Origin of the sequence: Marinobacter sp. tcs-11, from assembly GCF_002049515.1 — a bacterium.
GTDB classification, from domain to species: Bacteria; Pseudomonadota; Gammaproteobacteria; order Pseudomonadales; family Oleiphilaceae; genus Marinobacter; species Marinobacter nauticus.
On sequence record NZ_LLYU01000006.1, the window covers coordinates 198,509 to 221,284 of the forward strand.

The following is a 22,776-nucleotide window of genomic DNA, read 5'->3' on the forward strand; positions in this document are numbered from 1 at the left end:
GCCGTAGCAATTTCCTATCGGATTTTCAGACTGGCCAGGCCAATCAGAACGAGAACAACAGTAATAACCCAGAACCGGACAATGACTCGTGGCTCGGGCCAGCCTTTCAATTCAAAATGATGGTGCAGCGGCGCCATCCGGAAGATCCGCCGACCCGTGAGCCGGAATGAGGCCACCTGCAGAATCACAGAAATGGTTTCCATCACGAACACGCCGCCCATGATGAACAACACAATTTCCTGCCGGACGATGACAGCCACTGTGCCCAGGGCGGCTCCCAGGGCAAGGGCACCGACATCGCCCATGAATACCTGCGCCGGGTAAGTGTTGAACCACAGGAACCCGAGCCCTGCACCCACCAGGGCTCCGCAGAAAATGATCAGCTCACCGGTTCCGGGCAGATGCGGAATCAGCAGGTAATTGGCGAACTGCGCATGGCCCGAGAGGTAAGCAAAGATGGCCAGAGCCCCCGCCACCATGACGGTTGGCATGATAGCCAGACCATCCAGGCCGTCTGTCAGATTTACCGCGTTGCTGCTACCAACAATCACGAAGTAGGTCAGCAGAATGAACAACACCGGCCCGAGGGTCAGCGAGACATTTTTCAGGAACGGCAGATAAAGCGAGGTTTCCTGGGGCAGTGAAGCAGTGACATAGAGCACGATCGCGGCCGTGGCCCCGATCACCGACTGCCAGAAGTATTTCCAGCGTGCCGGCAGGCCCCGGGGATTGCGCTCCACAACCTTACGGTAGTCATCCACCCAGCCAATGGCACCGAACAGCAGGGTAACCAGCAACACCACCCAGACATAACGATTGGTCAGATCCGCCCACAACAGAGTGGAAATGGCGATGGCCACGAGGATCAGGGCGCCGCCCATCGTCGGCGTACCGGCTTTGCTCAGGTGAGTCTGGGGGCCGTCATCACGTACGGCCTGGCCGATCTGATACTGACTCAGCTTGCGAATCATCACCGGACCGATCACCAGCGAGATCAGCAGCGCCGTAAGAATGCCCAGGATCGCCCGCAGTGTCAGGTACTGAAACACCGTCAGCGACGAAAAGTATTGCGATAGTATCTCTGTCAGCCAGAGCAGCATGGGTTCTTCACCTTTTTCTGAATTCCCTCCACCACGCGATCCATGGCGGAACTACGAGAACCTTTCACCAGGACCGTCATAGCACCACTCCGGCCCGCCACAATGGCGTCCACCGCCTGCTCATGACTCGGGAAAAACTCTGTCTCGTCACCAAATCCGGTGCCGTAGCCGTTACCTCCGGCTCCCACCACCATAACCTTCTCAATTCCACGGGCACGGGCATGTTCACCCACCTGCCGGTGCAGCTCGTTCGCCTCATCGCCCAGCTCTGCCATGGCGCCGAGCACCGCCAGCCGGGGCGCCGGGTACGACGCCAGAACGTCCAGCGCCGCTTTCATAGACGCCGGATTGGCGTTGTAACTGTCGTCAATCAGGGTCAGATCCGGGGCCGGCTTGAGCACCTGGAGACGCCCCTTCACGGCTTCTACCTGCATGAGCCCGGACTGAACCTGCTGATCTGTCGCTCCAAGTTCCCTGCAGGCCGCGAGAGCCAGCAGAGCATTGGTAATGTTGTGTTCACCGGGCAACCCCAGCACCAGATGACAGCGCCAGTTGTCTGGCCCCAACACCAGGAATTCAAACCCCTGATCAGTGGCCATGATCGCCTCCGCGCGGTAATCCGCGCCCGGGTGCCCCATCCGGGAAACCCCCAGCACCCGCCGTTGGCCCGCACGGGCATGCCATTGATCGAAGGCAGGATCGTCCCGGTTCAGCACGACGGCTCCATCTGCCGGCACGCCATCAATAATCTCGCCTTTGGCCAGAACAATATTCTGGTAACTGCCAAAACCCTCCAGGTGCGCCTGGCCTGCATTGGTCAGAATCGCAACCTGCGGTCGGGTAATTGACACCGTGTGGGCAATTTCGCCAAGACCACTGGCCCCCAGCTCAATGGCGCCGAACTGGTGATCCGGCGTCAGCCGAAACAGGGTCAGCGGAACACCAATGTGATTATTGAGATTGCCTTCAGTCACCAAGGTCGGCCCCATGCCGGCGAGAATGGCCCCGGTCATTTCACGAACCGTGGTTTTGCCACTGCTGCCGGTAATCGCCACCAGCCGGGCCGCGCTTCCGCTGCGATTGGCGCTGGCCAGATCGGCCAAGGCCTGAACCGTATCGCTAACGACCAGTTGCGGAATGGCAACGTCGGTGACCTCGGTATCCACTACCGCGGCGACGGCGCCCTGTGTCAGGGCCTGGCCAAGGAATTCATGACCATCAAACCGCTCACCGCGCAGAGCAACAAACAGCTGCCCATCTCCAACCAATCGGGTATCGGTGGAGACGCCATCAAACCAGAGTTCACCCGCATCAGTGCGCGCCCCTGCCAGGGTGGCCTGAAGCCACTCGCGAGCTTCCGCCAGCGAAAAGGCGCGCATCATGCCACACCTCCATTCAGGTTCAATAGATGGCGTACCTGCTCGGCGTCGCTGAACGGCAACTTCTGGCCCCGGATCTCCTGATAGGCTTCATGACCTTTACCTGCAATCAGCACCAGATCATCCTCATTGGCCATGCCCACTGCCTCGGCAATTGCCTGAGCGCGGTCGTGAATCACCTGCCAGCGACCAGCCTGAGTGAAACCAGCAGAAATGTCGCTGACAATCCGTTCAGGCTGCTCGGTACGAGGGTTGTCGTCGGTTACGATGACGTAATCCGCCCGCTTTTCCGCTTCTTTCGCCATTTCCGGCCGCTTGCCGGGGTCCCGGTCGCCACCGCAACCGAACACACAGATCAGCCTGCCCCGGATGTGGGGCCGCAATGCTTCAAGCGCATTGGCCAGGGCATCGGGGGTGTGAGCATAGTCCACCACCACATGTTTGCCGGTTGAGCCGGTGAATCGTTCAAGACGCCCAGGGGGCGGTGACAGCTCCCTGACAATGGACACCGCCCGCTCAACGGGTACGCCAAGCGTCAGTACGGTAGCCAGGGCCGCCAGAACATTGCTGGCGTTGAAACTCCCTAACAGGGGGACAGCAAGATCAAACTCACCCCATTGCCCATCGACCCTGGCGCGGAACCCTGAGGCCGTGGGCGTAAATTCCTTCAACCAGAGTTCCGTCTGGGCTTCATGCAGACTGTAACGAACACGGTCACACTGGCCCTCAAGCTGACCGTAAAGCTGCCGGCCAAACGGATCGTCAAAATTGATCACTGAGAAGTGCAGTTCTTCCCGCAGGAACAGCCTGGCCTTGGCCTCACCATAGGCCTCCATGGAACCGTGGTAATCCAGATGATCACGCGTGAGGTTGGTGAACACCGCACCGGTCATGGTCAGGTTATCAACCCGCCCCTGATCCAGAGCGTGCGACGACACTTCCATTACCGCAGCCCGACCACCCTCATTGCGTATGCGGTTCAATACCCGGTTCACCTGGACCACATCCGGCGTGGTATGCGTGGCCGACTCGATACTGCCCGGCATGCCATAACCCAGGGTACCCAGCAGCCCGCAGGGCGTGCCGGTTTCCCGTAACAACTGGGAGATGTATTGGGTCACCGACGTCTTGCCATTGGTGCCGGTAACCCCGATCACTCTCAGATGGCGCGACGGATGCTCGAAGAAGCGATCGGCAATTCGGCCCAGACGGGCGCGCAGACCAACCACGGGCACAATCAATGCGCCGTGGCGCTCATGGCACTGCCGCTCCTGCTCGGACTCAAGCAGAATGGCCGTGGCACCGGCGCTGATGGCCTGATCCATATAGTGCTCTGCGGGCGTTCGGGCCCCGGCCAGCGCAATAAAGGCGTCACCGGACTGCACTTTCCGGCTATCCGTCTTCAGGCCGTGGATAGTGACATCGAAGACCGATGGCACCTCAATAATGCCCTGAAGCAAGGTGCTGATGGATGTGATGCACATGGCTTACCCTCTCCCCCCGGAGGTCACTTGCGAAACGCGTGTTTCACTGACTTCCAGTTCAGGCTTCACATTCAGCAGTCGCAGCGCGTCACCCATCACCCGGGCGAATACCGGCGCGGCAACTTCTCCGCCGTAATATTCTCCGGCCTGCGGCGCATCCACGGCCACAACGGTTACAATTCTGGGGTCATCAATCGGTGCCATACCGGCAAAGATGGCCTTATATTGACTGTCTTCGTACCCGTTCGCCCCCACCAGGTGAACGGTCCCGGTTTTGCCCCCGGCCGCATACAGCCCGGGCCGGGCACGCTTGCCAGTACCACGGGCAACCGCCTGTTTTAGCATGTCTCGCACGGCCCTTGTCACCTGCTCAGACAGTACACGTTGTCCCTGCGGCCTCTGCTCCTGCCTCATCAGGCTGAGAGGGTAACGAATTCCACCATTGGCAATAACCATATACGCCTGTGCCAGTTGCAAGGCGTTAACGCTCATGCCGTAGCCATAAGACAAGGTGGACTCTTCTACCGGCCGCCATTTCGGGGGGGCCGGCAAAACACCAACGGCTTCCCCTGGGAAGCCGATACCGGTTGCCTGGCCGAGGCCCAGGCGGGCATAGAGGTTTCTCAGAGTATCGCCACCCAGATCCGTTGCGATGTTGCTCACCCCGACGTTGCTGGACTTGACAATAATCTCCGTTAGATCCAGCACCCCGTAATTGCGATGATCCCGAATTGTGAAGCGACCAAATCTCCGAAAGCCCGGGGAAGTATCAATGGTGCTGTTAACCGTGTATTCCCCGGACTCCAGAGCAGCCGCTATCGTCAGCGGCTTCATGGTTGAGCCGGGCTCGAACAGATCTGTAATCGCCTTGTTGCGCAGGTTTTCTGCGGCAAGCTGTGACCGGTCATTCGGGTTGTAGGAACCTTGATTGACCATGGCCAGCACCTCACCGGTGTCGACATCCAGCATCACCAGCGTGCCACCGCGAGCCTTGTGAGCACCGACCACCGCCTTGAGCTCCCGATAGGCCAGATACTGCAGCCGGAGATCAATACTCAGTTCCAGGTCTTTCCCGGGCCGGGCATCGCGGATAAGCATCAGATCTTTGATGACGCGCCCACGGTTATCCTTGAGCACCCGCTTCTGGCCCGGCTCACCGGTCAACCATTTGTTATAGGCTAACTCGATACCTTCCTGGCCATGCTCGTCGATATCAGTAAACCCGACCACATGAGCGGTGACTTCTCCCGCGGGGTAATAACGACGATATTCCTGCCGGGCATAGATACCACCGACACCTAGAGCCAACGCTTCACGCGCCATTGAGGGCTGCACTTTGCGTCGCAGGTAAATAAATTCGCGGCCAGCATACTGGCGCAATCGCTCCCGCAGCGCGCCCTCAGACAACCCAAGAATTCGGGCAAGCGCCGCCAGTTGCGGATCTTCGGGATCGGTTTCGGAAGGATTTGCCCACACGGTCTGAACTGGCGTACTGACGGCCAAAGGCTCGCCATGACGATCCGTCACCACGCCTCGATGGGCATCGATAGATTCAACGCGGATAGTTCTGACATCTCCCTGCTTGCGCAGGAAGTCATTATCCACCACATGAAGATCCACCAACCGCCATCCAATGCCGGCCACAACCAGCAGGAAAACGCCCAGCACAGAGCCGAAGCGCCAGGCTTTCAAGCCTGCCACCAGCTTCTGCTTCCAGCTGTTTGCGTGCGTTCCCTGACCGGACACTTCAGTTACCCCGGATGGTTATTGTTGGTTTTAGTTCGCTGCCAGCGGTGACATCAAAGGCACGAGTACAATGTCCTGCCGCCCGGGCACCACCATGTTGAAGCGCTCAGCAGCGAGTTTCTCGACCCGCCCGTGAGCGCTCAAAGCACTCTGTTCCAGCAGCAACTGACTCCACTCACGCTGATAGGCATCGCGCTGCTCCTGCAGACCCGACAACGTATTGAACAGCTCGCGGTTCTCATGGGCACTGACCACCACCCCGATGGACGACAGCGTCAGTACGGCCACCAACACCAGCGTCACCAGAACCCGGCTTTCCCGTGTTGCATCAAACACCTGACGGGACAAACGAACGGCTGTCGCAACACCCTCGCGAACCCGCTGTTTGTTTATCCTGTTGGTTTTTACTGGTTGCTCAATCGCTACCGCGCCCATGGCGTCGCGCTCCCCTGCGTTTTCGATTAATTCGCTTTACGTTCAAGCACTCGCATGACCGCGCTGCGAGCCCTGACGTTTTCAGTAATTTCCTGCTCATTGGCCTTGCTGGCTTTGCCAATCAGCTGGAACCCGGATTCTTCCTGCTCCGCCGTGACCGGTATCCCCTTCGGCAGCTTTGGCCCCCGCGCCAGATCACGCATAAAGCGCTTGACCAGACGATCCTCCAGAGAGTGAAAGCTGATCACCACCAGGCGCCCACCGGGAGCCAGGCGATCAACTGCCGCGGCCAGACCGGCTTCCAGGTCCTCGAGCTCCCGGTTTATAAAAATCCGGATAGCCTGAAAAGCACGGGTGGCAGGGTGCTTGTGCTTCTCTTTCTTCGGCACGGCCTCCGCAACCAACTCCGCCAGCTGCCGCGTGGTTTCAATCGGCTGCTCCTGACGCCGCTCCACGACAAGACGAGCGATACGGCGAGAAAACCGCTCCTCGCCGTATCGCCAGATCACATCTGCTATTTCCCGCTCATCAGCCTCGGCCAGCCACTGGGCCGCACTCGGCTCCTGCTGCGGGTTCATTCTCATATCCAATGGACCGTCCCGCATGAACGAAAAACCGCGGGAAGCATCATCCAGTTGTGGCGAAGACACCCCAAGATCCATCAACACGCCATCAACCTGTGACCAACCTTGACGTTCAAGCGCAAGATCCAGTTCGGCGAACGAGCCGTGGTACCACTGAAACCGGGAATCCCCAGATGCCAGCTCTCTGGCGACGGCAATAGCCTCCGGATCCTTATCAATGCCCAGGAGCTGACCATCCTGACCGAGCTTGCCGAGAATCAGACGACTATGACCGCCCCGGCCAAACGTGGCGTCGACAAAACGGCCATTTTCATCTGTAACCAAATAGTCGACCGCTGCATCCAGCAGTACCGAGCGATGCTGATAGCCTTCATTGGCCTGATCGTCCTGGCGTGCGCTCATAGCGACAGCGCCTCCATTTCCGGCGGCATTTCCTCGTCGGCTGCGGAGGCATCAAGGTAAGCATTCCAGCTTTCCTCACTCCACAGCTCATACTTCTTGCCAAGCCCGACCAACATCAGCCGTTTTTCAAGATTGGCGTGATTTCTGAGGGTCTGCGGCACCAGAATCCGGCCGGACCCATCCAGCTCCATAAGGGCAGCGTTACCCAGAATGAGGCGCTGCAGGCGCTTGGCCGCCTTGTTCATGTTGGGCAGCGCCTCGATTTTCGGGCGCAGCACTTCCCATTCCGGCTCGGGGTAGAGCAACAAGCATTTCTCCTCATCGGCGTTGGCTGTCAATACAATACGGCCACCGCAAAGCTGCGCGAGCTCTTCACGCACCTTTGTCGGGATCGCCAGGCGACCCTTCGCGTCCATATTGATGGCATGACTGCCAAGAAAATTGCTCATTAACGTCTAGTCCGAGGTTTTCATTTCCACAAAATTCCACCAAAAACCACTTTTTCCCACTCCCGCACACTATAGAAACACGCAAATAACAATGCAAGCGCCGCGACAGGCACCACACACAGGAAAGTTCCTTTAACGACAAGAGGTTACAAAGCAGAAACGGAACGAAGCGTTAAAAAGACGTAAAGAAAAGGATAAAAAACAAATACCTGCAGACACCTTTAGATAGCCAACTTCAGGTTTAAGATTTTTTGGCTATAAAAGGTAACTTGTGAGAAGGATGCGGATCACATCCGAATAATCGGGAAAAGAGGCGAGCTCGCCGATAAGCCGGGTTCTGTCTTGGACAGTCATTCATCTAGGGCCTGCGTCACCACAGGCCTCAAGCAACCTACCCGAATCCAGCGCGGGCCACGCCATTGGATTCCTATTTGGTCTTGCTCCAGGTGGGGTTTACCATCGCCGTGGACTGTTGCCAGCCACGCGGTGCGCTCTTACCGCACCATTTCAACCTTACCGGCGCCCGAAAGCGCTTAGGCGGTATACTTTCTGTTGCACTTTCCGTCGGCTCACGCCGCCCAGGCGTTACCTGGCACCTTGCCCTGCGGAGCCCGGACTTTCCTCCCCCGGATCAACCGGCGGCGACTGTCTGGCGAGCTCGGCGCTGACAATACCCGCGTGCGCGCAGGCATGCAAGGCTTAATCACCCTTTAACTGCAGCGCTCGCTGATACAGTTCATTTTTTCCGATGCCGCTGACTTCCGCGACGATTTTCGCAGCCTTTTTGACCGGCATCTCTGCAACAAGCAGCTTTAACAGCTTATCGGCATCCAGATCGAGCGACGAACCGGTCACGACATCGTTACCCCGGACCATCACCACGAATTCGCCCCGACTGCCATGCGGGTCGGCCTCCAACTCCGCCAATACCTCTTTAACCGTCCCACTGTAGAAAGTTTCAAAGGTTTTGGTCAGCTCCCGACCGAGCACACACTCCCGGCCCTCGCCAAACTCATCAACCAGATCCTGCATCAGGTCCAGAATTCGATGGGGGGATTCGTAGAACACCAGAGTGGCAGTCTGTTCACGCAATTCCACGAGCGCTGAACGTCTACCCGCCCGTTTAGCCGGCAAAAAACCTGCGAAAAGAAAACGATCCGTCGGTAAACCTGCCGCCGACAATGCCGCAACCAGTGCACATGGACCGGGGATAGGGGAAACCGGAAAGCCCGCCTTTCTGGCTTCACGTACCAGGATGTACCCGGGATCGGAGATCAATGGGGTACCGGCATCGGAAATCAGTGCCACTTGCTGCCCTTCAGCAAGGGCAGAGAGGATTCTGCCGACGCGATCCCTCTCATTATGATCGTGTAGCGCCAGCAAAGGCTTGCTCAGGCCCAGGTGCTGTAACAGGCGTGAGCTGTGACGGGTGTCCTCAGCGGCGACCAGATCCGCCGCAGCGAGCACCTGCCGGACACGATCAGAAAGATCGGCCAGATTACCGATGGGCGTGGCAACAATTGAAAGCCGACCACCGACAACGCTTGCTACAGAACTGGACATAATAAACTCCACTGAAGTGAACCGCGGCGCCGCTATTTCCGGCCCATGACTGTCCCGTCATGTGAAATGCGCCGGGAGCTGGTAAACTTGCCAGCTAAAACGCGGCACCACAAGCCCAACGATTCAGAGAGTACCGAGCCCGCCATGACAAATCGCTTCCGTCACAGCCCAATTCTGGCCCTGATCACCCTCGTTCTGTTCTATCTGGGCGGCTGCGCCACCGTCAATCTCGACGAACATATGGCACAAAGCCCGGAACAGGCACTGTCACTGGCCAGCGATGAACGTGATCCGGTGGTTGGCCAACGCTATCTATTGAGGGTGGCCAGCCGATTCCAGGATCAAGGCCGCCACGAAGATGCCCGAGTCATTCTCCAGGCCCCCGTTCTGGAAAATGCTCCGGAGGACATCGCAAGACAACGCTCGCTCCTGTCCATGGCCAGTGCCAGCGAGTTACAGGACAGCCAATGGGCTGAGCAACTCGCCACAGATAGCACCCCTGAAAGCTTTCTTGCCTACCCCGCGGAGTTAATGTCCCGGGCTGCCATGCTCCAGGCCCGGACCTATGAGCTGGCCGGACAACCTTTGGACGGGGCACTGACGTTGATCCTGCTCAGCCAGACCGACTCCAGCACTTCCCCGCAGGAGGTGCACAATCGCATTTGGCAATTGCTCAAGCCCATCAATCGCTCAACCCTGCAATCCGCCTCCGACAACGCCCTCGGATTCGAGGTTCAAGGCTGGCTTGAGCTCGCTCTGCGCCTACGCACCAAAGGGGCCAGCCTGGATGATCAGGGGCGTCTGATCCGGCAATGGCAGAATAACTGGCCGGGACACCCCGCAGCACAGGTACTCCCCATGGATCTCGCCCTGCTGGCTGAACTGGCAGCAAGCCGGCCGGAGAAACTGGCATTGGCGGTTCCACTTCAAGGTGCCCTCGCCAGCGCCGGCAAAGCGATTCGCGACGGTTTCCTGGCCGCCTATTATCAGGATGAAACCACTGACCGCAGCAAAACCGATATTCGGGTCATCGACACCTCCACCGGCTCTTTTTCCGAGCTCTACGAGGAACTCTCCAATAACGACATTGATTTGATTGTTGGCCCGCTGGACAAGGAAGCACTGTCCCAGCTCGCTAACATGAACACGCTGCCGGTTCCGGCACTGGGCCTGAACTACCTTGGCCCGGATGCCCGCATTCCGGACGGCCTTTATCAGTTCGGGCTATCTGCCGAAGATGAGGCACGACAGATCGCCGACAGGCTCGATGCCGAGAACATCGAGCAGGTTCTCGTACTGATTCCCCACGGTGAATGGGGAGACCGGGTTGAAACCGCCCTGCAAACAAGGATGGACCAGCTCGGGTTGCGAGCGCTCGACGTCGAGCGCTTTTTCCCGGAAGACAACCTGCGCTCAGTGACAGCTGACCTGCTGGGCATTACCGCCTCCCGCCAGCGCGCCATTCAGGTGGAGCGAACAATTGGCCTGAATGTGGAATTTGAACCCCGCCGCCGCCAGGATGCCGAGGGCATCGTGCTGGTTGCCGCACCCACGGTTGCCCGCCAGTTCAAGCCACTGTTCGCCTTCTATTATGGCGGCGATCTGCCGGTATACTCACCTTCCATCGTGTACGAGGGTACGCCGAATCCGGGCCGGGACCGAGATATTGACCGGGTTTTCTTTACGGACATCCCCTGGGTATTGGCCGAGACGAATCCCCTGCGGGAAGAATCACGCCAGTATCTGAGTGGCACCACCGGGCAACTGGGGCGCCTTTTCGCCATGGGCGCCGACGCCTGGCAACTGAGCAAGCGCTTGCCACTTCTACGCCAGGTTGAAGATGCCGCCATTGAAGGACAAACCGGCATTCTGACCATGGATCCTGACGGCAGCATTCATCGCGAACAACGCTGGGCACAATTCCAGGGGGGAACACCCAAACTGCTTTCTCCGACCGTACCCCGGGAAGGTGAACCCGCCCCGACTGCAAACAACTGATAACCGATGACCAGGGAAGGCTCCAGAAAACTCGGACAGCATTACGAAGGTGTCGCCGCGCGGTATCTGGAAAGCAGAGGCATCCGGATTATTGAGCGGAACGTGCACAATCGTGGCGGCGAGATCGACCTTATTGGAATGGATGCCGAAGCACTGGTGTTCTTTGAAGTTCGCTTCCGCGCTGATGGTGCGCTGGTGGACCCGATAAGCTCGGTGTCCGCGGTGAAGCAGCAACGCCTGGTGCGTGCAGCCTCATTCTACCTGCACCGCCACGGACTCTGGGACCGGGTCAGCCGGATCGATGTTATCGGCATCACACCAGGCCAGTCCAGCAAGTACCGTATACAATGGATCAAAAACGCAATTCAGGCAGACTGACCAGAAACCATGACCGACACCGAACAGAGAATCAACCAGTGGTTCGCCAGCCATATGGAGCACACAGCGCAGGCGGCAAGCACCGCTGGTCCCGCCATTGAGCAGGTAGCGCAGGCATTTGTTGACGCCCTGCTCCAGGATGGCAAGATCATTACCTGCGCCAATGGCAACGCCAATGTACTGGCCCAGTATTTCTGCACGGCATTGTTGTCCCGCTTTGACCAGGACCGCCCGGCCCTACCGGCAATCAACCTTGGGGCAGACGCCACCACCTATTCCGCTATCTGCCGTGACAATCGATTCAACGACACCTTCTCTCGTCAGGTCAGAGCCATAGGCAAACCCGGCGACCTTCTGTTTGTGATCGTGGATGATGGCCACAAGGCAAACCTGATCCAGGCCATCCAGGCGGCCCACGACCGGGAAATGAGGATTGTGGTGCTGAGCGCCAGGGAAAAATCCGACATCACCTCCCTGATGCACCCTGAAGACCATGAAATCGCACTTAACGATTTGCCGCCAAGCGAGGCCACGCCCTTGCTGCTGGTCATCATCAACGCCTTCTGCGACCTGATTGACCACAAGCTTTTCGGAGGCTAATAAAAAAGCCGGCATCGCCGGCTTTTTTATTACTTGACCACTTTCAGGGTTGGCCTGCCATTCGGGCGGTCTTCCGCTCGCCGTGACGACTTGGGCTCACCTCCACCCTCCGGATCGGGAGAGCCTGGCTCACTGCCAAACACCATGCCCTCGCCGTTCTCCTTGGCATAGATGGCCATAACCGCTTGCAACGGTATGAAAACCTGCATCGGCACACCACCGAAACGAGCACTGAATTCCAGCGCACCATTGCCAATCACCAGCCCGCGCACGGCGCCGGGGCTGATATTGAGCACAATCTGGCCGTTGGCAACGTGCTCGGTAGGCACCTGAACACCCTGAATGCCGGCATCCACCACGATATACGGGGTACAGTCGTTATCGAGGATCCATTCGTTCAACGCACGGACCAGATAGGGACGACTGGATGTCATGGCGATAGTCATGTCAGACACTGCTTAACTCCTGCCCTGAAATACGGGCGCTGACAATCAGCTGCGAATATCTTCTTCCAGATCTGAAAGGCTTGCCTTGAAGCCTTCTCTGGCAAAGATGCTCTCCATGTACTTCTGCAAAGGCTTGGCCTGCTTTTCATTCAGCTCAATACCCAGAGCCGGCAAACGCCACAGGATCGGCGCAATACAACAGTCCACGATGGTGAACTCTTCCGACAGGAAGAACGGCATTTCGGCAAACAAAGGTGCCGTGGCCAGAAGGCTTTCCTTGAGTTCCTTGCGAGCGGCATCGCTGGCCTTGGCCCCCGGCTGCGCCAGGATCTGATCAACCAGTCCGCACCAGTCTTTCTGGATGCGGTGAATCATCAGGCGGCTGTTAGCCCGGGCAACGGGGTAAACCGGCAGCAGCGGCGGATGAGGAAAACGCTCATCCAGATACTCCATCATGATGTTGGGCTCGTACAGAACCAGGTCCCGATCTACCAGGGTTGGCAGGGCGTTGTACGGATTCATATCCGCCAGTTCCGCCGGCGGGTTGTCCGGATCCACATCCACGATATCAACAGTGACACCTTTCTCAGCCAGGACAATACGCACCCGGTGACTGTAGTGGCTTGCGGGATCCGAGAAAAAAGTCATTGATGACCGCTTGGTCACAACGCCCATATAGCTACCTCACGATTCTAAAAATCGAAACAATGCAAAACGCAAAAATCCAGCGAGCCTTAAAGACTCGCTGGAATCAAGGACACGGGATTATACCCTAAATCTTAGTGTACGTCTTTCCAGTACTCGCGGTTGAGCAGGTACGCGAAGACAAAGAAGATCGCCACAAAGATCAGCACGAAGATACCGAGACGCTCGCGCTCCACCTTGACCGGGTCGCCCATGTAGGACATGAAGTTGGTCAGATCCCACATGGCCCGATCAAACTCCGCACCGGACATCGAGCCTTCCGTTGCGTAATCCGGGCAAGCGTCTGCGTTATTGACGTTACCACTCAACGGCTCAACAGACGCCCCGACACCAATGTTCGGCTTCACGGCGCACAGACCCTGCATCTCGACCAGAATGTGAGGCATACCAACGTTATCGAACACCACGTTGTTTACGCCCAGTGGCCGGGAATCGTCCTTGTAGAAGCCCCGCAGGTATGAATATACCCAGGACTCACCACGCAGACGGGTTTCCAGCGTAAGATCGGGTGGCGGCGCACCGAACCAGCCGGCCGCCATATCCTTGTTCATGGAGTTCTTCATGAGCTCACCGATCTTGGCACCAGTAAAGATCAGGTTTTCCTCGTAAAGCTCGACAGGGATCTCCAGATCATCCGAAACACGCTTGTAGCGAGCATACTCCATGGAGTGACACCCCATGCAGTAGTTGGTAAACAAGGCAGCACCGCGCTGCAGCGACGCCTTGTCCGTATGATCCGGCTCCATATGATCAAGAGGAACCGCGGCACCAGCCGCCAGGCCAAGCGCTGGCAGGAGTGCGATGAAAAGACCAACAATCAGCTTTTTCATTATCCTGTCACCCTCTCTGGAACTGGCTTGGTGTTCTCCATGCGCGTGTAGAACGGCATCAGAATGAAGTAGAGGAAGTACAACACTGTCAGAATCTGAGCGACAGTCGTGCGACCTTCTGTTGCGGGAACCAGTCCAAGGTAGCCAAGGATTACGAAGCTCACCGCAAAGATTGCCAAGGCAATCTTGCTCAACCAGCCCTTGTAGCGGATTGAGCGGACAGGACTTCTGTCAAGCCACGGCAACACGAACAGAATCGCAATCGCACCACCCATGACCACAACACCCCAGAACTTCGCCGGCAGCCCCATAAAGTCTACCGTCACCGCCCGCAACATCGCGTAAAACGGCGTGAAGTACCAGACAGGCGCAATGTGCGCTGGTGTCTTCAGGGCGTTGGCCGGTTCAAAGTTCGGCTTTTCCAGGAACAGACCGCCCATCTCCGGGAAGAAGAAGACAACGATGAAGAAGATGAAGAAAAACACACCCACGCCCAGCAGATCGTGAACGGTGTAATACGGGTGGAACGGAATACCGTCTTTCGGAATACCGTTTTCATCCTTGTTCTTCTTGATGTCGATGCCGTCGGGGTTGTTAGAACCCACTTCGTGCAGCGCCAGGATGTGAAGAACAACCAGACCCAGCAGAACGATTGGCAGAGCAACCACGTGCAGGGCAAAGAAACGGTTCAGCGTGATACCGGAGATCAGATAGTCACCGCGAATCCACAGAGACAGATCTTCACCGATGACCGGAATCGCACCAAACAGGTTAACGATTACCTGGGCACCCCAGTATGACATCTGGCCCCAGGGCAGCAGGTAGCCCATGAAGGCTTCTGCCATCAGCACCAGGTAGATCAGCATACCGAAAATCCAGATCAATTCCCGCGGCTTCTGGTAGGAACCGTACATGAGACCACGGAACATGTGCAGATACACCACAACGAAGAACGCAGATGCGCCGGTCGAGTGCAGGTATCGCAGCAGCCAACCCCACTCCACATCACGCATGATGTATTCCACCGAGGCAAACGCCCCCTCGGCAGACGGGTTGTAGCTCATAGTCAGCCAGATACCGGTCACTAGCTGGTTGACCAGCACCAGCATTGCCAGTGAACCGAAGAAATACCAGACGTTAAAGTTCTTCGGCGCGTAATACTTGGCCAGGTGCTTGTTCCAGGCCTCAACGATTGGCAGACGCTCGTCTACCCAGTTAATCAGCTTTTGCATCACGCGGCCTCCGGATCAAGACCAATGGTCATGGTCACATCATCGTCAAACCGGTACGGCGGAACCTCAAGGTTCAGCGGCGCGGGTTGAGCCTCATAAACCCGACCGGCCATGTCATAGCGGGAACCGTGACACGGGCAGAACAACCCACCAAGCCAGTTTTCACCCAGATCAGCCGGCGCAACCTCTGGCCGGTAGGAGGGCACGCAGCCCAGATGGGTACAGAGCCCCACATAGACACCGAACTCTGGCTTGATCGCGCGCAAGGGCCCCTGGATATACGAAGGCTGCTGAGGCGCCTCCGACATCGGGTCCTTCACTGCGTCATTGAGCTTCTCGATATTCGCCAGCATTTCTTCCGTTCTGCGGATAATCCAAACAGGCTTACCTCGCCACTCAACGGTGATTTGCTGACCCGGTTCGATTTTGCTGATATTGACGGTTACCGGTGCACCGGCCGCTTCCGCTTTCGCACTGGGGTTCCAGGACGCTACGAAAGGAACGGCTGCACCGACGACGCCGACACCACCTACCACGGACGTAGCACCGATCAGAAACCGGCGCCGGCCTTGGCTCACGTCGCCATTACTCATTATGGTTTTCTCCCATCAGGCGAGGCACAGACGCGGAAAAACCGGCACTGCGCTTCGAAAAGGACTTCACAACCCAAAAATATAAGCGCTGAAATGGTAATGAAATTACCCCCCGCTTACAAGCCGGAAAGGTCGGCAGGCGAGCCTATCCCTGCGCCAGATCAAAAATATTTCCGGAGTACAGATATAAAAAAACCCGGCCACAAGACCGGGTTTTTCCAAATCGACTGAACGTCGATTAACGCTTGGAGTACTGCGGACGCTTACGCGCTTTGCGCAGACCCACTTTCTTACGCTCAACCTTACGGGCATCACGGGTTACGTAACCCGCTTTGCGCAGTGCCGGACGCAGAGTTTCGTCGTAGTCCATCAGAGCGCGAGTCAGGCCGTGGCGAATGGCGCCAGCCTGGCCACTGATGCCGCCACCCTTTACGGTAATGGCGATATCGAAACGATCTTCGGATTCGGCAACCACCAGCGGCTGACGAACAATCATGCGCAGGGTTTCACGACCGAAGAAATCTTCGATAGTGCGACCGTTGATGGAGATGTTACCGCTACCCGGCTTGATAAAGACGCGAGCCGTGGATGATTTGCGGCGACCAGTACCGTAATTTTGTGCTACAGACATATTCGCCTTCCGTTAGATGTCGAGTTCTTTGGGCTGCTGGGCGGCATGAGCATGCTCAGCGCCTGCGTACACTTTCAGCTTCTTGAACATGGCGCGGCCAAGCGGGCCCTTCGGAAGCATGCCTTTTACGGCCTTCTGAATGACTTGCTCGGGAGCCTTGTCAACCAGCTTCTCGAAATTGATGGATTTGATTCCACCCGGAAAGCCGGTATGGCTGTAATACATTTTAGCCGATGCCTTTTTGCCGGTAACCTTCACCTGGCTGGCATTGATAACGATGATGTAGTCGCCAGTGTCCACGTGAGGGGTATACTCAGGCTTATGCTTGCCCCGCAGACGAAGGGCGATTTCGGTTGACAGACGACCCAGCGTCTTGCCGGCTGCGTCTACAACGTACCAGTCACGTTTTACTGTTTCTGGTTTCGCACTCAGAGTCTTCATTGATTCCGCCTTGAACGCTATATAAGAAACGTTAAAAACCACCACCGGTACATGCAAGGCATCCGGAGGAGGTTCATACCTGTATGTTGCGCTGCCATCATTCGGGGCTGAGATAATGGCATCGCCTTGAAAAGCCAGGGCGCGAAGTATACTCGAACCCCTGGTGAATGCCAACCCCGACCTATGCTGTTTCGTTAATCCCCTATGGGCGTGGAACCAGAGTTAGCGGATCTTTCCGGTAGAGCTTCGCGGTATTGGCCAACAGTATTTCAGCCAGCGACTCCCGGGGCTCACTCCGCAGTTCCGCCAGGGCCTCGAAAATCTCCGGCAAGTGGACAGGTGAGTTCTGCCCTTTCGCCACTCCGGCCGGCGCCATATCCGGCGCATCGGTTTCCAGGACCAGCGCATCCGCCGGTAACCGGGCAATGGTATCCCGGGTTTTCCGGGCCCGATCGTGGGTAATCACGCCGCCCACGCCAATGTAACAACCCAGATCAACCAGCTTTTGCGCCTGCTGATAACTGCCCGAGAAGCCGTGAAGCAATGCCCGCCCGTTCCATCCGGCGCGTTTCAGACTACTGTGCACCAGATCATGGCTCTTGACGGAGTGAATCACCAGCGCCAGACCGAGCCGCTGGGCAATATCAATCTGGGCCTCGAACCAGGGTTCCTGCTCAGACAGATCGCCTTTGAGGGCGTCCAGACCACACTCTCCAAGGCCAACACTGGCTTGGGGCGCGGAAGACAGCAACCTTTCAAGCTCGGCGAGATCGCCAGCGCCGTGCTCCTGAATAAACCAGGGGTGAATACCCAGACAGTACCAGAGACCCTTCTCTGCATCTGCCATGCTCGCCACACGCTGCCAGTCCTGCCGCCGGACCCCCGGAATCACGATCGCGCGAACTCCAAGGCTGGCCGCCTGTGCCAACACCGCCTCCCGATGCCCGTCAAAAAACGGGAAATCAAAATGGCAATGAGCATCTACCAACTGCATGGCGGCCTCCTCCCGGAGCCGAATCAGTGCTCCCGGGTCTTGTGGAACTGGATATCCGGATAACGCTCCTGAGCAAGATTCAGGTTCACCATGGTCGGCGCGATGTACGCAAGGCGATCTGCGCCATCCAGTGCGACGTTGTCCTGATTCTTACGCTGGAATTCGTCCAGTTTACGCTCATCGGAACAGGTTACCCAACGGGCAGTTGCCACGTTGATGGGCTCGTAAACCGCTTCCACCTTGTATTCACTTTTCAGGCGGGCGACAACTACATCAAACTGCAGCACACCCACCGCCCCGACGATCAGATCGTTGTTCTTCAGCGGACGGAAGACCTGAACTGCACCCTCCTCGGAAAGCTGGATCAGGCCCTTCTGTAATTGCTTGGCTTTCAGCGGATCTTTCAATCGAATGCGCCGGAACAGCTCTGGGGCGAAGTTCGGGATACCGGTAAACTTCATGTCCTCGCCCGCGGTAAAGGTATCACCCAACTGAATGGTGCCGTGGTTATGCAGGCCAATGATGTCACCGGCAAACGCTTCTTCCGCATGTTCACGGTCACCAGCCATGAAGGTGAGCGCATCAGAGAACCGAACATCTTTACCGATACGGACGTGCCGAGCTTTCATGCCTTGATTGTAACTACCTGACACGATCCTCAGGAAAGCGATACGGTCCCGGTGCTGTGGATCCATGTTTGCCTGAATCTTGAAGACAAAGCCGGAAAAGCCATCCTCGGTCGGGGTCACCTGGCGCACATCCGTGGCCCGGGGCTGAGGGGCCGGCGCCCAATCCACCAGACCATCAAGCATGTGATCAACACCGAAGTTGCCAAGCGCTGTTCCGAAAAACACCGGGGTCAGCTCACCAGCCAGGAAAGCCTCCTGGTCAAATTCGTGGGAAGCCCCTTTGACCAGCTCGATCTCATCACGAAGATCGGAAGCGTAATTGCCGATGGCGTCATCCAGCTCCGGGTTGTCCAGACCTTTGACTACACGTTTTTCCTGAATGGTATGCCCCTGGCCTGACTGATAGAGAATCACTTCATCCCGCAGCAGGTGGTAAACACCCTTGAACCCCTTGCCCATACCGATGGGCCAGGTAATCGGCGCACAGGCAATCTTCAGTACGTCTTCCACTTCGTCCATCAACTCGATGGGGTCCCTGGTATCCCGGTCCAGCTTGTTCATAAAGGTAAGGATCGGGGTGTCACGCAGGCGGGTCACCTCCATCAGCTTGATGGTGCGCTCCTCAACCCCTTTGGCACTGTCAATCACCATCAGACAGGAGTCGACGGCGGTCAGTGTCCGATAGGTATCCTCGGAGAAATCTTCGTGCCCCGGTGTATCCAGCAGGTTGACCAGCTTTCCACCATAGGGAAATTGCATCACCGACGTGGTGACGGAAATACCCCGTTCTTTTTCCATCTCCATCCAGTCAGACTTGGCGTGCTGTCCGGATTTTTTGCCCTTGACGGTTCCCGCCTTCTGCAGGGCCTGGCCGAACAACAGCACCTTCTCTGTGATGGTGGTCTTACCGGCATCCGGGTGCGAGATGATCGCAAAGGTGCGGCGCTTGGCCACTTCCTGGGAAAGGTTAGGCATAAACTCTGGTGACCTGAATCGAGATGGATGAAAGCCGAGCATTATACGGCCTATACCGTCCTCAGGTGAACCGCAGCGCCATGACCAGGGCATCTTCCCGTGCAGCGCCATCGGGATAATAGCCGGCCCTTCTGCCGATTTCAGAGAAACCCTCGCTCAGATAGAGCTGGGTGGCGGCATCATTGCTAACCCGCACTTCCAGAATCAGTTGTTCCATACCATCCGACACCGCGACAGCGATCAGATGCCGTAGCAGCCAGCGCCCGACACCCTGACCACGCACACGGGGACTGACGCAGATATTCAGCAGATGGGCTTCGTCGACCATATAGGCCACAACCGCATAGCCAATCAGCTCATCGCCACGCTCAGCGGCCCAGAGCCTGTAATTCGGCTTAAAACAGTCAAGAAAAGTCGATTTCGGCCACGGATGGGAGTGTCCCTGACACTCCAGCTCCATGACCGCCGCCAGGTCTGCCTCGACCAGAGGGCGTACCCGGACATCCTGGTTGTGCACGTCGAAAAAAGGCTGTGATGCTTTCATCGGCCAGGTACGAGAACCCGAATCGATTGCCAGAGCAGCCGCTTCTGGGAGGGGTCTGATGCCAGTGATGCGAGCGTGCCGGAAAACGCAATCTCCGGCACCCGCCCCAGGCCACGCTCGATCAACCGTGCCTGAGTTTCGTCGCCAAGCCCCAGCGTTATTAGCGTTTCTGTCGGGGCGTCGCCAGCAAAAGCAGAGGCTATGACTGAGACAAGATCGCTTTCACTGTTGAGCGTCACTTTCAGGTTATTGAACAAGGGCCAGCGCACTACACTGCATTGAGACACCCCGGTCTCTCCAATGCTTCGCAATATGTTACGAGCCAGATTTTCCTGCAAGGCAAAACTGGCGTCCTCGGCAATATGGCACAAGAGCATGAACCGGGAGCCTTTCCAGGCAGTCAGACACACCCGGTGCACTGGCTCCCGCTGCTGCACTTCTACTGGCTCCGAGGCCGGCAGGGAAGCCTCTGGCTCCATGTCTGGAGTTTCAGACCGAGGCTCGGTGGCCGGTGGAGCTTTCACTGGGTCCGCGGCCTGTTGCCCAGCGCTGTCCGCCTTCTGCACGGATTCAGGCTTGTTGCCCATCAGGCTCTGGAGCTGAGCAATGCGCTGCCGCCCCTGGTCCCCTGACAGCGGCTCAGATTTGCGCCCAATCTGAGGCACCTCCGACGCGGGCTGGAATTGCGGCTCGTCATCCACTCCGAAATCAAAGTCGGGGCTTGGCGCCGCGCCAGGCAAACTCTCGCGGGCATACCACATCCGAATGCCTGCCGCCGCCAGATAGAACTGCCGCTCCGCCTCATTCCCTATCACGAATCCCTCCATGGCAATCCTTCGGGCGCTTTAAACATCAGCCACCTGGGGATGTTGGCGAATACCGCCACTGGAAATCAGGTTCAGAGCCTCAATGTAGGCCTTCGCCGACGCAATAATGATGTCGGTATCTGATCCAACGCCGTTCACAATACGGCCGCCCCGCTCAAGACGAACGGTGACTTCCCCCTGAGCATCAGTGCCGCTGGTAATATTGTTGACCGAATACAGCTGCAGGTTACACCCGGAATCCACCAGAGATTCAATGGCCTTGAAAGTTGCGTCTACAGGACCGCTGCCCTCAGCCTCTACCGTGTGTTCTTTACCATCCACCGTCATGGTCAGATGCGCCTTGGGCACAACGCCGGTTTCAGAACAGACCTGCATGCAGACCAGACCGAAGCGGCCTTCTTCTTCCTTTTGCTTGGTATCGCTGGCAATCGCCTGCAGATCCTCATCAAAGATCTCATGCTTGAGGTCGGCCAGCGCCTTGAAGCGCGTGAAGGCCTCATTTAGCTCCCCTTCGGTTTCAAACTGGATACCAAGTTCCAGCAGTCTCGTACGGAAGGCATTGCGGCCGGAATGCTTACCTAAAACCAGGCTATTGGTATGCCAGCCTACGTCCTGTGCCCGCATGATCTCGTAGGTTTCACGATGCTTGAGCACGCCATCCTGATGGATGCCGGACTCATGGGCAAAGGCATTGGCACCGACGATCGCCTTGTTGGGTTGAACAGGAAACCCGGTAATGGTGGACACCAGACGTGATGCCGGGACGATATGCTGGGTATCTATGCGGGTATCAATATTGAAGAGATCCTGGCGGGTACGAACCGCCATGACAATTTCTTCCAGCGCTGCGTTACCAGCACGTTCGCCCAGACCATTGATAGTACATTCGACCTGACGGGCACCGTGGGCAACCGCAGCCAGCGAGTTGGCTACCGCAAGGCCCAGGTCGTTATGGCAATGGACTGAAAACACGGCCTTGTCGGCATTCGGGATACGGTTCAGTAACTGATGGATGGTCTCACCAAACTGTTCAGGAATGGCATAGCCCACGGTATCAGGGATGTTGATGGTACGGGCGCCGGCATCGATAGCGGCTTCAATGATGCGACAAAGAAAATCCAGCTCTGACCGCCCGGCGTCTTCACAGGAGAACTCGACGTCATCAACGTGGCTACGCGCCCGCTTGACAGCGCGCACGGCTTGCTCGACCACCTCATCTGGCTCCATCTGAAGTTTATGCTTCATATGGATGGGCGAGGTGGCAATAAAGGTATGGATACGGGAGCGTTCGGCAGGGCGGATCGCTTCAGCAGCCCTGTCGATATCCTTGTCCAAAGCACGAGCCAGACTGCAGACAGTGGATTCTTTGATGTTCTCGGCAATGGCCTTGACTGCATCAAAGTCGCCCTGGCTGGCAATGGCAAACCCCGCCTCGATAACGTCTACGCGAAGCTTCTCGAGCGCCTTGGCAATGCGGAGTTTTTCCGCCTTGTTCATGGTGGCGCCCGGGCTTTGCTCGCCATCGCGCAGAGTGGTATCGAAAATGACCAGGTGTTCGCTTGCGGCCATTGCTGGGCTCCCATCAGAAACGTTGCTTTGATTTTCGGTGAAGTATATCACTTCTCCGGAACCAGAAATAAAAAACCCCCGGCAGCTTCGCTGTCGGGGGTTTTTAGGCATTAGGCGCCTGACGATGACCTACTCTCACATGGGCAACGCCACACTACCATCGGCGCAGGTCTGTTTCACTTCTGAGTTCGGGATGGGATCAGGTGGTTCCAGACCGCTATGGTCGTCAGGCAAAACGGTTG

At 57.3% G+C, this 22,776-nt stretch carries 23 protein-coding genes, 1 rRNA gene and 1 other RNA gene; 3 read left to right on the forward strand and 22 right to left on the reverse strand.

Features of this window, described 5'->3' with window-relative positions; genetic code table 11:
• Window positions 1–14 precede the first annotated feature (14 nt).
• From mraY to rsmI, 9 genes are all read right to left on the reverse strand, one after another.
• Complete coding sequence (gene mraY, locus ARC85_RS09330) at window positions 15–1,100, reverse strand: phospho-N-acetylmuramoyl-pentapeptide-transferase (protein ID WP_014420633.1); 1,086 nt, start codon at window positions 1,098–1,100, stop codon at window positions 15–17.
• Window positions 1,085–2,482, reverse strand: a complete 1,398-nt coding sequence (locus ARC85_RS09335) for a UDP-N-acetylmuramoyl-tripeptide--D-alanyl-D-alanine ligase (protein WP_153740854.1) — start codon at window positions 2,480–2,482, stop codon at window positions 1,085–1,087. The genes mraY and ARC85_RS09335 overlap by 16 nt, the downstream gene beginning before the upstream one ends.
• A complete protein-coding gene (locus ARC85_RS09340; RefSeq protein WP_153740853.1) occupies window positions 2,479–3,963 on the reverse strand; it encodes a UDP-N-acetylmuramoyl-L-alanyl-D-glutamate--2,6-diaminopimelate ligase in 1,485 nt (494 codons plus the stop codon). The genes ARC85_RS09335 and ARC85_RS09340 overlap by 4 nt, the downstream gene beginning before the upstream one ends.
• A 3-nt stretch (window positions 3,964–3,966) precedes the next feature.
• Window positions 3,967–5,709: a peptidoglycan D,D-transpeptidase FtsI family protein gene (locus ARC85_RS09345; protein ID WP_199452096.1), complete on the reverse strand. Its 1,743-nt coding sequence runs from the start codon at window positions 5,707–5,709 to the stop codon at window positions 3,967–3,969.
• Between the two features lie 30 nt (window positions 5,710–5,739).
• Complete coding sequence (gene ftsL / locus ARC85_RS09350; protein ID WP_014420629.1) at window positions 5,740–6,144, reverse strand: cell division protein FtsL; 405 nt, start codon at window positions 6,142–6,144, stop codon at window positions 5,740–5,742.
• Window positions 6,145–6,170: 26 nt separating this feature from the next.
• Window positions 6,171–7,130: a 16S rRNA (cytosine(1402)-N(4))-methyltransferase RsmH gene (gene rsmH, locus ARC85_RS09355; RefSeq protein WP_183580826.1), complete on the reverse strand. Its 960-nt coding sequence runs from the start codon at window positions 7,128–7,130 to the stop codon at window positions 6,171–6,173.
• Window positions 7,127–7,579 carry a division/cell wall cluster transcriptional repressor MraZ gene (gene mraZ, locus ARC85_RS09360; RefSeq protein WP_022991988.1) on the reverse strand — a complete coding sequence of 151 codons (453 nt, stop codon included), beginning with the start codon at window positions 7,577–7,579 and terminating at the stop codon, window positions 7,127–7,129. The genes rsmH and mraZ overlap by 4 nt, the downstream gene beginning before the upstream one ends.
• A 310-nt stretch (window positions 7,580–7,889) precedes the next feature.
• An RNA gene (gene rnpB / locus ARC85_RS09365) (RNase P RNA component class A) lies at window positions 7,890–8,240 on the reverse strand.
• A gap of 38 nt (window positions 8,241–8,278) precedes the next feature.
• Window positions 8,279–9,142, reverse strand: a complete 864-nt coding sequence (gene rsmI / locus ARC85_RS09370) for a 16S rRNA (cytidine(1402)-2'-O)-methyltransferase (RefSeq protein ID WP_199452095.1) — start codon at window positions 9,140–9,142, stop codon at window positions 8,279–8,281.
• A gap of 144 nt (window positions 9,143–9,286) precedes the next feature.
• On the opposite strand from rsmI, the gene ARC85_RS09375 reads away from it, so the two are divergent.
• From ARC85_RS09375 to ARC85_RS09385, 3 genes are read left to right on the forward strand one after another with little or no spacing between them, the layout of a single operon-like run.
• A complete protein-coding gene (locus ARC85_RS09375) occupies window positions 9,287–11,140 on the forward strand; it encodes a penicillin-binding protein activator (protein WP_199452094.1) in 1,854 nt (617 codons plus the stop codon).
• A 6-nt stretch (window positions 11,141–11,146) separates the two neighbouring features.
• The gene (locus tag ARC85_RS09380) at window positions 11,147–11,518 is read left to right on the forward strand and encodes a YraN family protein (RefSeq protein WP_286714738.1); all 372 of its coding nucleotides are present in this window, start codon (window positions 11,147–11,149) and stop codon (window positions 11,516–11,518) included.
• A 9-nt stretch (window positions 11,519–11,527) separates the two neighbouring features.
• Window positions 11,528–12,118 carry a D-sedoheptulose-7-phosphate isomerase gene (locus tag ARC85_RS09385; protein WP_011785924.1) on the forward strand — a complete coding sequence of 197 codons (591 nt, stop codon included), beginning with the start codon at window positions 11,528–11,530 and terminating at the stop codon, window positions 12,116–12,118.
• Window positions 12,119–12,147: 29 nt separating this feature from the next.
• Here the strand turns inward: ARC85_RS09385 and ARC85_RS09390 are convergent, their stop codons facing one another.
• The 13 genes from ARC85_RS09390 to rrf form a co-directional block, all read right to left on the reverse strand.
• The gene (locus ARC85_RS09390) at window positions 12,148–12,552 is read right to left on the reverse strand and encodes a ClpXP protease specificity-enhancing factor (RefSeq protein ID WP_206769525.1); all 405 of its coding nucleotides are present in this window, start codon (window positions 12,550–12,552) and stop codon (window positions 12,148–12,150) included.
• A gap of 57 nt (window positions 12,553–12,609) precedes the next feature.
• Window positions 12,610–13,239 (reverse strand): glutathione S-transferase N-terminal domain-containing protein, encoded by a 630-nt coding sequence (locus ARC85_RS09395; RefSeq protein ID WP_011785926.1) that lies wholly within the window; start codon window positions 13,237–13,239, stop codon window positions 12,610–12,612.
• A 104-nt stretch (window positions 13,240–13,343) separates the two neighbouring features.
• Window positions 13,344–14,099 carry a cytochrome c1 gene (locus ARC85_RS09400; protein WP_153740846.1) on the reverse strand — a complete coding sequence of 252 codons (756 nt, stop codon included), beginning with the start codon at window positions 14,097–14,099 and terminating at the stop codon, window positions 13,344–13,346.
• Entirely contained in the window at window positions 14,099–15,331 is a 1,233-nt protein-coding gene (locus tag ARC85_RS09405; protein WP_014420622.1) for a cytochrome b, read from the reverse strand. Before ARC85_RS09405 ends, ARC85_RS09400 begins: the two co-directional genes overlap by 1 nt.
• Window positions 15,331–15,924 (reverse strand): ubiquinol-cytochrome c reductase iron-sulfur subunit, encoded by a 594-nt coding sequence (petA, locus tag ARC85_RS09410; protein ID WP_014420621.1) that lies wholly within the window; start codon window positions 15,922–15,924, stop codon window positions 15,331–15,333. The genes ARC85_RS09405 and petA overlap by 1 nt, the downstream gene beginning before the upstream one ends.
• Window positions 15,925–16,162: 238 nt before the next feature.
• Window positions 16,163–16,555 carry a 30S ribosomal protein S9 gene (gene rpsI, locus ARC85_RS09415; RefSeq protein ID WP_011785930.1) on the reverse strand — a complete coding sequence of 131 codons (393 nt, stop codon included), beginning with the start codon at window positions 16,553–16,555 and terminating at the stop codon, window positions 16,163–16,165.
• A gap of 12 nt (window positions 16,556–16,567) precedes the next feature.
• Window positions 16,568–16,996, reverse strand: coding sequence for a 50S ribosomal protein L13 (rplM, locus tag ARC85_RS09420; RefSeq protein WP_011785931.1), 429 nt, complete (start codon window positions 16,994–16,996; stop codon window positions 16,568–16,570).
• Window positions 16,997–17,198: 202 nt separating this feature from the next.
• The gene (locus ARC85_RS09425; protein WP_153740845.1) at window positions 17,199–17,990 is read right to left on the reverse strand and encodes a TatD family hydrolase; all 792 of its coding nucleotides are present in this window, start codon (window positions 17,988–17,990) and stop codon (window positions 17,199–17,201) included.
• Window positions 17,991–18,013: 23 nt separating this feature from the next.
• Window positions 18,014–19,594 carry a peptide chain release factor 3 gene (gene prfC / locus ARC85_RS09430; RefSeq protein WP_014420619.1) on the reverse strand — a complete coding sequence of 527 codons (1,581 nt, stop codon included), beginning with the start codon at window positions 19,592–19,594 and terminating at the stop codon, window positions 18,014–18,016.
• A 61-nt stretch (window positions 19,595–19,655) separates the two neighbouring features.
• Window positions 19,656–20,138 carry a ribosomal protein S18-alanine N-acetyltransferase gene (rimI, locus tag ARC85_RS09435; protein ID WP_199452093.1) on the reverse strand — a complete coding sequence of 161 codons (483 nt, stop codon included), beginning with the start codon at window positions 20,136–20,138 and terminating at the stop codon, window positions 19,656–19,658.
• Window positions 20,135–20,953 carry a hypothetical protein gene (locus ARC85_RS09440; protein WP_278350333.1) on the reverse strand — a complete coding sequence of 273 codons (819 nt, stop codon included), beginning with the start codon at window positions 20,951–20,953 and terminating at the stop codon, window positions 20,135–20,137. Before ARC85_RS09440 ends, rimI begins: the two co-directional genes overlap by 4 nt.
• Window positions 20,954–20,983: 30 nt before the next feature.
• The gene (locus ARC85_RS09445; RefSeq protein ID WP_113879807.1) at window positions 20,984–22,534 is read right to left on the reverse strand and encodes a 2-isopropylmalate synthase; all 1,551 of its coding nucleotides are present in this window, start codon (window positions 22,532–22,534) and stop codon (window positions 20,984–20,986) included.
• Between the two features lie 116 nt (window positions 22,535–22,650).
• Window positions 22,651–22,765, reverse strand: a 5S ribosomal RNA gene (gene rrf / locus ARC85_RS09450).
• Between the last annotated feature and the right edge of the window lie 11 nt (window positions 22,766–22,776).

Excerpts from the sequence above, each read along its gene's own strand:
- mraY (WP_014420633.1), bottom strand. The coding sequence starts at position 1,100 with ATGCTGCTCTGGCTGACAGAGATACTATCGCAATACTTTTCGTCGCTG.
- ARC85_RS09335 (WP_153740854.1), bottom strand. The coding sequence starts at position 2,482 with ATGATGCGCGCCTTTTCGCTGGCGGAAGCTCGCGAGTGGCTTCAGGCC.
- ARC85_RS09340 (WP_153740853.1), bottom strand. The coding sequence starts at position 3,963 with ATGTGCATCACATCCATCAGCACCTTGCTTCAGGGCATTATTGAGGTG.
- ftsL (WP_014420629.1), bottom strand. The coding sequence starts at position 6,144 with ATGGGCGCGGTAGCGATTGAGCAACCAGTAAAAACCAACAGGATAAAC.
- rsmH (WP_183580826.1), bottom strand. The coding sequence starts at position 7,130 with ATGAGCGCACGCCAGGACGATCAGGCCAATGAAGGCTATCAGCATCGC.
- mraZ (WP_022991988.1), bottom strand. The coding sequence starts at position 7,579 with ATGAGCAATTTTCTTGGCAGTCATGCCATCAATATGGACGCGAAGGGT.
- rsmI (WP_199452095.1), bottom strand. The coding sequence starts at position 9,142 with ATGTCCAGTTCTGTAGCAAGCGTTGTCGGTGGTCGGCTTTCAATTGTT.
- ARC85_RS09375 (WP_199452094.1), top strand. The coding sequence starts at position 9,287 with ATGACAAATCGCTTCCGTCACAGCCCAATTCTGGCCCTGATCACCCTC.
- ARC85_RS09380 (WP_286714738.1), top strand. The coding sequence starts at position 11,147 with ATGACCAGGGAAGGCTCCAGAAAACTCGGACAGCATTACGAAGGTGTC.
- ARC85_RS09385 (WP_011785924.1), top strand. The coding sequence starts at position 11,528 with ATGACCGACACCGAACAGAGAATCAACCAGTGGTTCGCCAGCCATATG.
- ARC85_RS09390 (WP_206769525.1), bottom strand. The coding sequence starts at position 12,552 with ATGACATCCAGTCGTCCCTATCTGGTCCGTGCGTTGAACGAATGGATC.
- ARC85_RS09395 (WP_011785926.1), bottom strand. The coding sequence starts at position 13,239 with ATGGGCGTTGTGACCAAGCGGTCATCAATGACTTTTTTCTCGGATCCC.
- ARC85_RS09400 (WP_153740846.1), bottom strand. The coding sequence starts at position 14,099 with ATGAAAAAGCTGATTGTTGGTCTTTTCATCGCACTCCTGCCAGCGCTT.
- ARC85_RS09405 (WP_014420622.1), bottom strand. The coding sequence starts at position 15,331 with ATGCAAAAGCTGATTAACTGGGTAGACGAGCGTCTGCCAATCGTTGAG.
- petA (WP_014420621.1), bottom strand. The coding sequence starts at position 15,924 with ATGAGTAATGGCGACGTGAGCCAAGGCCGGCGCCGGTTTCTGATCGGT.
- rpsI (WP_011785930.1), bottom strand. The coding sequence starts at position 16,555 with ATGTCTGTAGCACAAAATTACGGTACTGGTCGCCGCAAATCATCCACG.
- rplM (WP_011785931.1), bottom strand. The coding sequence starts at position 16,996 with ATGAAGACTCTGAGTGCGAAACCAGAAACAGTAAAACGTGACTGGTAC.
- ARC85_RS09425 (WP_153740845.1), bottom strand. The coding sequence starts at position 17,990 with ATGCAGTTGGTAGATGCTCATTGCCATTTTGATTTCCCGTTTTTTGAC.
- prfC (WP_014420619.1), bottom strand. The coding sequence starts at position 19,594 with ATGCCTAACCTTTCCCAGGAAGTGGCCAAGCGCCGCACCTTTGCGATC.
- rimI (WP_199452093.1), bottom strand. The coding sequence starts at position 20,138 with ATGAAAGCATCACAGCCTTTTTTCGACGTGCACAACCAGGATGTCCGG.
- ARC85_RS09445 (WP_113879807.1), bottom strand. The coding sequence starts at position 22,534 with ATGGCCGCAAGCGAACACCTGGTCATTTTCGATACCACTCTGCGCGAT.